This is a genomic window from Sulfurimonas crateris (assembly GCF_005217605.1).
In the GTDB taxonomy this organism is placed as follows: domain Bacteria; phylum Campylobacterota; class Campylobacteria; order Campylobacterales; family Sulfurimonadaceae; genus Sulfurimonas; species Sulfurimonas crateris.
On sequence record NZ_SZPX01000010.1, the window covers coordinates 1 to 11,372 of the forward strand.

General features: G+C 37.8%; 12 protein-coding genes and 1 rRNA gene. 4 read left to right on the top strand and 9 right to left on the bottom strand.

What is annotated here, in order from left to right:
• The first annotated feature begins 132 nt into the window (after positions 1-132).
• Both FCU45_RS11450 and waaF read left to right on the top strand, forming a co-directional pair.
• Complete coding sequence (locus tag FCU45_RS11450; protein WP_137015437.1) at positions 133-2,043, top strand: LTA synthase family protein; 1,911 nt, start codon at positions 133-135, stop codon at positions 2,041-2,043.
• Entirely contained in the window at positions 2,040-3,014 is a 975-nt protein-coding gene (gene waaF / locus FCU45_RS11455; RefSeq protein WP_137015439.1) for a lipopolysaccharide heptosyltransferase II, read from the top strand. Before FCU45_RS11450 ends, waaF begins: the two co-directional genes overlap by 4 nt.
• Before the next feature lies 1 nt (position 3,015).
• Here waaF and FCU45_RS11460 read toward each other — a convergent pair whose 3' ends face one another.
• The 3 genes from FCU45_RS11460 to rfaD are packed head-to-tail and all read right to left on the bottom strand — an operon-like array spanning position 3,016 to position 6,021.
• On the bottom strand, positions 3,016-3,588 hold the full coding sequence (locus tag FCU45_RS11460) for a hypothetical protein (RefSeq protein WP_137015441.1): 573 nt from the start codon (positions 3,586-3,588) through the stop codon (positions 3,016-3,018).
• Positions 3,581-5,014, bottom strand: coding sequence for a D-glycero-beta-D-manno-heptose-7-phosphate kinase (gene rfaE1 / locus FCU45_RS11465; RefSeq protein ID WP_137015443.1), 1,434 nt, complete (start codon positions 5,012-5,014; stop codon positions 3,581-3,583). The genes FCU45_RS11460 and rfaE1 overlap by 8 nt, the downstream gene beginning before the upstream one ends.
• Positions 5,014-6,021: an ADP-glyceromanno-heptose 6-epimerase gene (gene rfaD / locus FCU45_RS11470; RefSeq protein ID WP_137015445.1), complete on the bottom strand. Its 1,008-nt coding sequence runs from the start codon at positions 6,019-6,021 to the stop codon at positions 5,014-5,016. The genes rfaE1 and rfaD overlap by 1 nt, the downstream gene beginning before the upstream one ends.
• 112 nt (positions 6,022-6,133) lie before the next feature.
• On the opposite strand from rfaD, the gene FCU45_RS11475 reads away from it, so the two are divergent.
• Positions 6,134-6,418 carry a c-type cytochrome gene (locus tag FCU45_RS11475; RefSeq protein ID WP_137015447.1) on the top strand — a complete coding sequence of 95 codons (285 nt, stop codon included), beginning with the start codon at positions 6,134-6,136 and terminating at the stop codon, positions 6,416-6,418.
• Between the two features lie 142 nt (positions 6,419-6,560).
• Positions 6,561-6,842 carry a c-type cytochrome gene (locus tag FCU45_RS11480; RefSeq protein WP_137015449.1) on the top strand — a complete coding sequence of 94 codons (282 nt, stop codon included), beginning with the start codon at positions 6,561-6,563 and terminating at the stop codon, positions 6,840-6,842.
• Between the two features lie 54 nt (positions 6,843-6,896).
• Here FCU45_RS11480 and ccoS read toward each other — a convergent pair whose 3' ends face one another.
• The 6 genes from ccoS to rrf form a co-directional block, all read right to left on the bottom strand.
• A complete protein-coding gene (gene ccoS, locus FCU45_RS11485; protein ID WP_137015451.1) occupies positions 6,897-7,112 on the bottom strand; it encodes a cbb3-type cytochrome oxidase assembly protein CcoS in 216 nt (71 codons plus the stop codon).
• A 1-nt stretch (position 7,113) separates the two neighbouring features.
• Positions 7,114-9,516, bottom strand: a complete 2,403-nt coding sequence (locus FCU45_RS11490; RefSeq protein WP_223175817.1) for a heavy metal translocating P-type ATPase — start codon at positions 9,514-9,516, stop codon at positions 7,114-7,116.
• Complete coding sequence (locus FCU45_RS11495) at positions 9,506-9,991, bottom strand: asparaginase domain-containing protein (protein WP_137015453.1); 486 nt, start codon at positions 9,989-9,991, stop codon at positions 9,506-9,508. Before FCU45_RS11495 ends, FCU45_RS11490 begins: the two co-directional genes overlap by 11 nt.
• Complete coding sequence (gene gmhB, locus FCU45_RS11500) at positions 9,975-10,499, bottom strand: D-glycero-beta-D-manno-heptose 1,7-bisphosphate 7-phosphatase (protein WP_137015455.1); 525 nt, start codon at positions 10,497-10,499, stop codon at positions 9,975-9,977. The genes FCU45_RS11495 and gmhB overlap by 17 nt, the downstream gene beginning before the upstream one ends.
• Before the next feature lie 6 nt (positions 10,500-10,505).
• Positions 10,506-11,093 (bottom strand): D-sedoheptulose 7-phosphate isomerase, encoded by a 588-nt coding sequence (gene gmhA / locus FCU45_RS11505; RefSeq protein ID WP_137015457.1) that lies wholly within the window; start codon positions 11,091-11,093, stop codon positions 10,506-10,508.
• A 117-nt stretch (positions 11,094-11,210) separates the two neighbouring features.
• Positions 11,211-11,326 (bottom strand): 5S ribosomal RNA (gene rrf, locus FCU45_RS11510).
• Between the last annotated feature and the right edge of the window lie 46 nt (positions 11,327-11,372).

Here is an 11,372-nt window from a genome sequence, read left to right on the forward strand (position 1 = left end):
TGTGCTAGTACTTAAGTCCAAAAAGGAAAAAAACCTGTTTATTATTAGCTTTTGTGAAAACTATGAGTCTTTAAGAACACACAACCATATTTTAACTATTTGGTTGATAAATATATTATATGAAGGAATCTAATGAAGTTTAAAAACCAGTTTACACAAATAATTTTCATACTATTTTTTGTATTTTTTGTCATGATGGCAATCAGATCAACTCTTCTTTTTATGTATCCGTCTGACTTTGATGATTTGACAAAATCTGAACTTATACGCTCTTTACTTATGGGATTTAGAGTTGATATGATAACAATATTCACTTTCTCATTTGCATTTATTTTACCGTTAATTTTTATAAAAAAAGTTCTGCCAAGAAAGATAATAGGAGTTACGTGGGGAGCACTCCTGTTGGTAATTTTTACAATATCTTTTGGCGATGTTTTATATTTCAACTTTACGCATAAACATATCTCAAATGAGATATTTAATCTAGGAAACGATTTTAACATAATCACAAATATTGCATTTAACTCTTATCTGCCTTATACGGTTGGAGCGTCTGTTTTTTCGCTTATTTTTCTATATTTTTGCTATCTTGTTTTTTCAACCTCTCCATCAGCATTTGTTGGCGGAAAAAAGCTGGCAGTTTATTCACTTATCACTGTTTTAGTACTTTTTTTAGGCATCAGAAACACAGTTGCAGGCAAATCATTTGGCTCTGCCGATGCCTTTGCAGTGAGCAAGATCAGCTCAGGGAACTTGGCACTAAACGGTTTTTTTACACTCTATAGGACCACTAACGGCAAAGATAAGCATGACTTAATGAACGTGGATGATGCAGTAAGAATCACAAAGGAGGCTCTGTCGACTCCAAACGCAAAATTTATAGACGACGACTACCCTCTTTATAGAAGTTATAAAGCAAAAGAGAATGAAAAATACAATGTCGTAATAGTACTTCTTGAGTCGTGGGGTGCCGAGCATATCGACGGGTTTACAAGATACAAAGAGCTTAATGTAACTCCTTTTTTCAAAAAGCTAAGCGGTGAATCTTTAAAGTTTACAAATTTTTATGCAAATGGCTTGCGTTCGATCTTTGGCATCACATCTATGTTTACAGGGATAACTCTTCCATCCGGATTTGAATATCTAGGAAGAGGTTTGGAACTCTCAAACATCAGCTATCTTGGACGTGTAGCCAAGCAAAACGGCTACTCGACAATGGCAATGCAGGGCGGGAACCGTCGCTCATACAGAGTAGATGCTGTCTCTCATATTTCAGGATTTGATGATTATTACGGTGCAGAGGACATACCAAACGTAGAAGTTATTGAAGAAGGAAGAGAGGCTAGAACAGGTACTTACGATCATAATCTTTTAAATTTTTACAACAAAAAGATCTCGGAATTAAAAGAACCTTTTCTCTCCTTTGCATTTACATCTACAAATCATCCGGACCTACATCTTCCAAGAACAGAATTTGAAAGATACCCACACAATCTCAACAACTATTACGGTGAGCTAAATGCATATCTATATGTAGATAATGCTATTGAAAAATTTATCGACAGTGCTAAAAAAGAGCCCTGGTTTGATAGAACTATATTCATATTCACCGCCGATCACGGCAACGGGGACGCGCTAAACAAGATCGGAAAAGAGTTAAGAGGAAATCCTGAGCACTTAGCCACAATTGAACACTATAGGATTCCGCTTATTATCTATGCGCCAAAGATTTTCAAACCACAAGAGCTAACTACTCTCGGTTCTCAAAATGATATTTTCCCGACAATAGTGGATATGCTTGGTTTTGATGCAAATATAACGACACTAGGCAACTCGCTGTTTGACAGTGAAGTAAAAAATAGATTTGTATATCTCTTCGGCGGAAATATGATCGGTCTGATAAACGAAAACGGGTATGTTATGCATAACTTTAAAAATGTTGTTGAACAAAATGGAGAAAATTTAGAAGAGAGCAAAGAACTCCTTTTTGCAGTAGACACGGCAGAAGCCAATCTGCTGGAGACAAACAGGTGGGCAAAATGAAAATACTGATAATTTTACCAAACTGGCTTGGTGACGCTGTTATGGCAACTCCAGCAATTGAACTTCTAAGCACTTACTATTCAAGTGCGAGATTTACTTTTGTAGGAAGTTTTGTCTCTATAGAAGCGCTGAAATACCACCCAAAATGCGAATTGGCGATAGTAGATGAGACAAAAAGATCATCAAACAGGATCAAAGCAACATATGAGCTTGCCAAAAAACTCGGCACTTTTGAGATGGCTATCTCATTTAGAAATCAGATTCACTCCTCTTTACTTCTAAAACTCACAGGAACTGTTCTGTGCATTGCCAAAAAATCGTGGCACTCCATGTTCCTGCTCTCGCATACTCCTACTATTAAAGCAGATAAACACCTAAGCAGACAGTACGCCCAGCTTGCCATGATAAATACGGATGCATGGGATAAAAACACACCACCACTCAAGCTCTACATCGAGCCAAAAAAATTTGACAGGTCGACAATGGGTATAAACGCGGGAGCTACATACGGCAGTGCGAAAAGATGGTATCCTGAGAGATTTGCCGAAGTTGCACGTGAGTTCAGTAACAAATACGACATTATCATCTTTGGCGGTCCAAACGAAGCGGAGATGGCAGATGAGATAGAGTCCTATCTTGCATCATCAGGTGTGACAAACTACACAAACTTGGCAGGAAAGACAAACATAAAAGAGCTCTGCTCACTTATCGGCGGATGTTCGCTCTTTGTTACAAACGACAGCGGACCTATGCATGTCGCCGCTGCTTATGGAGTTCCTACCGTCTCAATATTCGGTCCGACAAAACATACGGAAACTTCGCAGTGGATGAATGAGAAAAGTAAGATCGTGAGACATGATATGGAGTGTGCTCCATGTATGAGAAGAGAGTGCCCGCTTGGACATCATGAGTGTATGAAGAGCATTACGGCCGATGAAGTCATCAAAGCCGTAAAAGAGCTGGAAATTTAATCTAAAATAGAACTTTCAAACCAAAGTAGAGCGATTCGTTGTACTCAACGTCTCCTCTTTCGTAATTCGTATCCATATGTCTATAGCCAGCCGTTATAAAAGCGTTTTGTATCACCTCTGCCTCTAATGTAACGCGATACTCCAAAAAGCTGTCGGCTTTATCCAAAGAGAGAACCTCAGGTGCAGCGTATAGAGATGCTCCTACATAAAACGGGATAATTGAAGTCACTGGAAGTTTATATACTACCTCTACCCCAAAAGGGATTGATACAAAATCTTTCGTATGATTCAATTTCGCCCCGATTCCAAGTCTAAAATCGGTGCTGACCTCTCTTTGCATCAAAAAGTTCAGCTCTTGATAATCATCAATAGAGCGCACATCGCTGTGTCTCTCATCTGCATTTAAATATTTTGCACCCAGAAAGATAGTGTCAGGTTCAATATTATCACTAAACTGCCCCATATCTAATCTTGCCGAGAGTTCCAGATCCGAGTTATTTACATTTACTTCCGCACTATGCATAGCAAAAACCGATACGGCACTCAATGCCGTTAAACATATCTTCTTAAACATCTATATCTCCTTTTATTTTTTGAATCGTTTTTGTGGTGCTCTTTCCATCTACAAAGTCAACCAGCTTTAACTCTCCTGCAAACTCTGTTCCTACTACGCTTTTGCCCTCATAATCTCCACCCTTTACAAGCGTATCGGGCTTTATCATTTTTATAAGCTCGTATGGAGTATCCTCCTCAAAAGGAACTACAAAATCTACCGCTTCAAGAGCCGCCAAGAGATAAGCTCTGTCCTCTGCAATATTTACAGGGCGAGATGGTCCCTTTAGACGAGAAACAGACGCATCTGAATTCAATCCTACAATCAAAAGATCTCCAAAACTCTTTGCGATTTGCAGATACTTCACATGCCCTACATGGAGTATATCAAAACAGCCGTTTGTAAAGACAACCTTTTTGCCGTTTGCACGGTAACGCTCTACAACCGCTTTTATCTCATCAAAGCTTTTTATATGCGCTTCAGAGGTGCTCTTATGCAGTGAGGCTTCATACTCCTCTATCTCATCGAGTGTGACCGTTGCAGAACCAATTTTTCCGACAACAACACCCGCTGCAAGGTTTGCAAACTTTGCAGAATCCTCTATGCTTTTTTTCGCACTAAGAGCAAAGGCGATGGAAGCGATGACTGTATCTCCAGCACCGGTTACATCAAAAACCTCTTTTGCAACGGTTGGAAATATCTTCATCTCATCATCAAATACAGCAATTCCGTCCTCTGATAGCGTAATAAGAGAGATTGTCAGATCAGCCTCTTTCTTCATCTTTAAAAGAGCTTCTTTTAGGCTTATTTTATCTTTTATTTCGATCTTTGTAGCGAGCATCGCCTCTTTTTTATTTGGCGTTAAAAGATATGCGCCGCTATATTTGCTGTAGTCACTCCCTTTTGGATCAACCAAAACTTTAACGCCTGCTTTGTTACAGAGTTTTATAACTCCTTGGCACAGCTCATTAGTTAAAACACCCTTTCCATAGTCGGACAAAATCAGTGCATCATACCCAGAGACACTATTTGTAAGTGAGTTTAAAATCTTTTCAACAGAAGATTTTTCTATCTCCTCTTTGCTCTCTTTGTCATATCTTAGTATCTGCTGTGAAGCCGCTATCACACGGCTTTTTTTGGATGTTTTTCTTCCATCTTGAATAATTATCCCGCTAACATCTACATCTATATTTTTTAACAGAGCTATAAGCTCAACCCCATTCTCATCGCTTCCTATAACGCCGCTGACACTTACATTAGCACCAAGGGCTTTTAAGTTATTTATGACATTTCCCCCGCCGCCAAGAACGGTCGTCTCTTTTGCAATATCTACTACTTGAACAGGGGCTTCGGGGGAGATTCTCTCACAGCTTCCCCAAAGATAGTGGTCTATCATCAGATCACCGATAACCAATATATTAGGAGTTAAATCTTTCAAGTTTTTCATTATTTTACTTCTTCTTCAAAAACTCTTTTTATCTCACTTATATATGCTTTGATCCCATCTTCCATTTCAAATTTAGGCTCATAATCTAAAGCCTCTTTTGTTGAAGCTATGTCAGCCTCAGTATGAAACTGATAGCTCCCTATAAACGGGTTTGGAATATATTCGCACGAGAGCGTTGTGCCAAGCTCTCGCTGTAAAATATCTACTATATCTTGAAAGCTTCTAGCCTTACCGGTTCCGACATTATATATTCCGCTCTTCTTTGGATTCATCGCTTTTATATTTGCCTGAATGATATCTTCTATATATATGAAGTCTCGCAAAATTTTATCGCTATCCTCAAAGAGACGAGGATTTTTTCCCAAGAGAATCTGATGTCCGAACTGCAAAACCATAGAAGCGGTCGTGTTTTTAAAATACTCTCTTGGACCGTAAACATTAAAATATCTAAGCCCGACTATAGAGATGTTGCTATTTTGCATATACTCTCTGCTCAAATTGTCCATACATAGTTTTGAGAATCCGTAAACATTCTGCGGTGCTTCGCGCCCTACTATCTGTGGTGAAGCAGCATTTCCGTAAGTAGCCGCCGAGGATGCATAGATCATATTCGCATTGTGTTTTATTGCAAGCTCTAAGAGATCCTTGTAAGCATTTACATTTGTTTTTACCATAAGATCTTGTTCTAGTGCAGTAGTATCAGATATAGCCGCTTCATGAAATATATAATCAAATTTATAGTTTAACTCCAGATTAAGCAACAGATCTCTGTCGTTAATATCTCCGCTTATTATCTCTCCCCTAAAGCCTATCAGATTTTTAAAGTGGCCAAAGCTCTTTAAATTTCCGTTTGATAGCTTTTCACCGCTTCTAAAGCTGTCAACTATCACGACTTTCGCATCAGGATGATTCTCTTGAAAATAAAACGCCAGATTTGAACCTATAAAACCTGCCCCACCCGTTATTAAAATTGTTTTATTATCTAAATCATCATCTATATATCTCATCTCTGCACCAAGACCTCGTAAATTTAACAAAATAATAACAGATAAATCATTAACAAGCATTTAAGATTAATCTCATTATAATTTGCCTGAAATTAAGAAAAGGGTGTAAAAAATGAAAAAAATCGTTTTATCAATTGTTGCTCTAGGTGCAACTACTGCTTTAATGGCAGCTGTAAATGCAGGTGCTTGTACTGGTTGTCACGGTGCTGACTGGAGTAAAGCTGCTCTAGGTAAATCTAAAAATGTTGCTGAGATGAGCAAAGCGGATATCGCAGCTGCACTAGTAGGTTACAAAGATGGTAGTTACGGTGCAGCAATGAAGGGTCTTATGAAAGGTCAAGTTGACAAATATTCAAATGAAGAGCTAGAAGCTTTCGCACAAACTATCGGTAAATAATTTACCTGAATTGCCCACTGTGGCAATTCTCCACACAACTTTCCAAATTATCCAAATATAAAAAATTCTAATACTACATTAATATACATTTAAGAATAAACCAATTACAATTTGTCTGAATTTAAAAAAAGGGTGTAAAAAAATGAAAAAAATAGTAATGTCAATAGTTGCTTTAGGTGCAACTACTGCTTTAATGGCTGCAGTAAATGCACAAGCTTGTACAGGTTGCCACGGTGCTGACTGGGCAAAAACTTCTATGGGAAACAAAAATGTTGCTGAGATGAGCAAAGCGGATATCGCAGCTGCTCTTAAAGGTTACAAAGACGGTAGTTATGGTGGAGCTAAAAAAGGTCTTATGGTAGGTCAAGTTTCTAAATACTCTGACGAAGAATTAGATGCTTTTTCACAAACAATAGGTAAATAATCTACCTTCTGAGTTGCCGATTCTGGCAACTCATCTCTCTGTAAAATCTCTCTTCTACTCTGGTTTATAGTTTTTCTTTAAAGCTTCTTTTTTCTGTTCCTGTTTTAGAGCGTCATTTAACTCATCTTCACCGTCAAATTTTGCAGCGTTTAAAAACTTCTCTTCATCATCAAACTGTCCATTTTTTATTGCCCACAAAAATGCAAAAAGCGCAAGTGCTCCCAAAAAAATAGAGACTCCCAGCATCATAGCTATTACCCAGTTACTCATCTTATCTATTTCTCCATTTATAACGTATTCTCATCGAGTTGCCGACAACCAACAGTGAACTAAGTGACATAGAGATCGCAGCAAAGAGCGGTATTATATATCCAGCCATTGCTAGCGGAATAGTTACGGCATTATAGACCAATGATATTAGAAGGTTTTGTTTTATCAGGCTAAATGTAGTCTGGCTGATTTTAAAAGCATCATTCAATGACCTAAGTGAATCATCTAAAAGTACCACGTCTCCCACTTCTACCGCTATATCACTACCGCTTCCCATAGCAATTGCAATATCTGCTGATGCAAGTGCTAGTATATCATTAACGCCATCTCCGACCATTACCACTTTTTTGCCATTTTCATGAATAGATTTTATATACTCTGCTTTATCTTGAGGGGTCTGCTCATAGAAAAAACTTTTTATTCCTACTTCATTTGCTATGCTTTTTGTAATATTGCCGTGGTCTCCACTTAAAAGAACAACCTCGATTCTCTTTTGATGCATATTTGAAATAAGCTCTTCTATACCATCTTTAATTTTATCTTTTAGCTCATATACCGCTGCAAGTTCATTGTTTATAACAAAATAAAAAGCTGTCTCATCTACCAAAATATCAGCATCTACGCCATGTTCATTTATAAATTTCAGATTTCCGCCGAGGGTGCTTGTATTGTTATGCTTTGCCTCTATGCCTTTTGCAGGGATCTGTATATACTCATCGAAGACAACCTCTTTAATATCTTGGTTCTGCTCTTTTATATACTCTGCAACACCTCTTGATATTGGATGCTTAGAGGATTTAACCATTGAGTAGAGTAGGTTTTTATCAAATTCTCTATATATATGCTCTTTAATAACCTCAGGTTTTCCTACTGTTATAGTTCCTGTTTTATCCAAAATAAGAGTATCTATGGTTGCCATGGTCTCAAGTCCTGCAGCCTCTTTGAAAAGTATTCCTCTTGAAGCGCTTATGCTGAGCCCCACTAAAGTCGCAACCGGTGTAGCAAGAGCAAGGGCGCATGGGCATGCTATGATTATAACGGATACTGCCACCATAAAGGAGGTCTCAAAACTATTCGGCCAGAGCCACCACCCTAAAAATGTCACCAGAGCCAAAAGTAAAATAACAGATGAGAAGTATTCGGAGAGCCTGTTTGCCATCTGCTGGATTTTTGGTTTTTTATTTATCGCCGATTCTAAAAGTGAGACTATATTTGAGAGCGTGGAGTGTTTAAAGTCCTTAGTTGCCATAAAATGAATATCGGCATCAATACTTGTTGTTCCGCTGACGACACTCATCCCAACCTCTTTATAAACAGGATTGCTCTCTCCCGTTAAACTAGACTCATCAAAGGAACCGCTCCCTTTTAATATCTCACCGTCAAGCAAAACCTTCTCTCCGGAAGAGACTACAACAACGTCACCTGCTTGAACATCATCAATCTTACATTCTATAATCAAGCCGTCTCTTACGACTCTAACTTCAGAGGGGATGTTTTTTGTGATCATATCAAGAGTATCAGCCGCACTTTTCTTGCTCAGTACCTCTAAAAATTTTCCTATCAAAACAAAAGTGATTATCATACTGACCGAATCAAAGTAGGCTTCGCCATGCTGCATAATGGTTATATATATAGAGTAGATATAAGTAAGCAGAGCCCCTGTTGCAACCAGCAGATCCATATTTACTGTTTTTGCCTTCAGACCATAGTACGCACCCCTAAAGAAGACCCAACCGCTATAAAAAAGAACAGGAGTAGAGAGTATCCACTCTGCTATATTTAATATAGTTTTGACATCTTGGGTTATTCCGCTGAAGTATCCTGCGTACTGCGCAACGGCTATCCACATAATATTCATAGATGCAAAAATAGCAACTGCCATCTTCAAATAGTAAGCTTTTCGCTCTTTGTTTACAAACTCCTCTTGCGTCATGGCATCATAGGCAAAAGCGTCATAACCTATCGCTCTTATCATATCTATGATCTTGGAGAGTTTTACAACATCATCTGCCCACACAATTGTTGCTTTGTTGTTTGTAAAATTTATATTTGCCTCTATTACTCCCTCCATCTTGCCAAGGGCTTTTTCATTCAGCCAGACACAAGCAGAGCAGTGAATCCCTTTTATTATTAAAGAGACTTCGCTGAATCCTTCACTATTAACTTTTACAAACTTATCGTAAAACGAAGGTGAATCAAAACTTGAAGAGTCTGCATAATTTTGAAGAGGTGGAGCCAAGAGGCTATTTTTGCTCTTTTCGTAAAAGCTATCAAGTCCTTTATCCTGTAAGAGATGATAAACACCTTGACACCCGTTACAGCAAAAGTTCAGCTCTTGCTCTTTTATCATTACAGATGGATCGAACTCTAAATGGCAGTGAGAGCAGGGAATCTTAGAGGACAACTTCAAACTTCCCGAATTTTTTGTTTTTATGGATCTTATCCCATTCTTCTACATACCCGCTCATGCAGATATATACGCCGTTTTGCGCAACAGCTTTGGCAAAACCGATTGCCATCCCAAGATTTAAACTGGCCTCTATATTATCTATCTCAAAAGGTTTCATTGAACCGACGAAAATAATCTTTCTATCATCAAAGATCTCAGCTAGAAACTCTGCACTTAAGTGCATAGTATCCGTTCCGTGCACAATTACAAAAGTGTCATCACTAGACTCCATAATAACATTTGCAAGAACTTTTCTGTCATCCATTGTCATATCCAGACTATCTTTATAGATAATACCTGCCAGATCATACTTAAATTCCATGCTTTTTAAAATCGTCTCTATCGCTTCATTGCTGTATGGAATCTCCAGCTCCCCGTTTAATGGGTTATATTTTTTATTAAATGTTCCACCACTATTTAATATCAGCATTATAAATATCCTCTAATTTTGAAACTATCTTTGTAGCTTTTGATCTTTTATAGGTTTTCTTCTCATCAAAAAGATAATTTTCACAAATCCCAGCCTCTATGGCCGCCTCAATATCTCTCTCTTTATCACCCACCAATATTGAGCTTTTCAGATCAATATCAAACTCTTTTTGAGCTTCTAAAATCATACCGGGCTCTGGTTTTCTGCAACTGCACTCTCCAGAGATTTCAGGATGATGTGGACAGTGATAAACTTTCGTGATTTTAATGCTCTTTTTTGCGAACTCTTCTATCATCCAAGTGCTCAACTTCTCAAAGTCCGATTTATCATAATAATTTCTTGCAATTCCTGACTGATTAGTTACAACGATAATGAGATATCCAAGATTTTGATAATGCCTACAAAGCTCAAATATTCCATCTATAAACTTAAAATCTTCTATCTTGTAAAGATAGTTAAGCTCAATATTTATAACACCGTCACGATCTAAAAAAAGTGCTTTTTTCATAAAATATCAGTTAACACCATCACCAAAAATCTCTTTTTCTATAATATCACATATAATATGCCCAATTAATATATGAGACTCTTGTATTCTAGGTGTAGAATCTGATGGCACTACTAAAGCTATATCAGCCATTTTCGCCATCTCTCCACCATCTCTGCCAACCAGAGCTACAGTTTTTATACCTTTTTGCTTTGCAACTTCAAATGCATTAATAATATTTTTTGAGTTACCTGAAGTGGATATGCCGAAAAATATATCGCCCTCTTGCCCCATACCCTCAAGCTGACGTGAAAAGACCTTGTCATAGCCGTAATCATTTCCAATAGCTGTCAGGTTAGATGTGTCTGTCGTGAGCGCAAGAGATGGAATAGAAGGTCTGTCAAATCCATACCTGCCGACAAGTTCTGCAGCAATATGTTGTGCATCAGCTGCACTTCCGCCGTTTCCTGCCAGTATAGTTTTATTTTTACCTTTATATAGTTCTACACACGCTCTGCAGACCTCTACAATTTTATTTAATAACTCTTCATTTTCATAAATAGCTTGTTTTGTCTCATATGATTTTTTTATCTGATCTTTTATATAATTTTTCATATAACATCCTAAATAGTATGTAAAATAATACCATATAATAAATTGTTAAAGCTTCAAGAGTTGTAATATTTTTTATGATTTTATATTGATTAAATAAGTTAGTAGAAGAAATGACCAACTAGGCAGCGACCTACGTTTCCACACCTGAAAGGTGCAGTATTATCAGCGATGAGAGGCTTAGCTTCTGGGTTCGGAATGGGGCCAGGCGTTTCCCTCTCTCTATAGCCACCTAGACAGTCACATTTAAATACATACTTTTATGTACTTAGATATAACCGT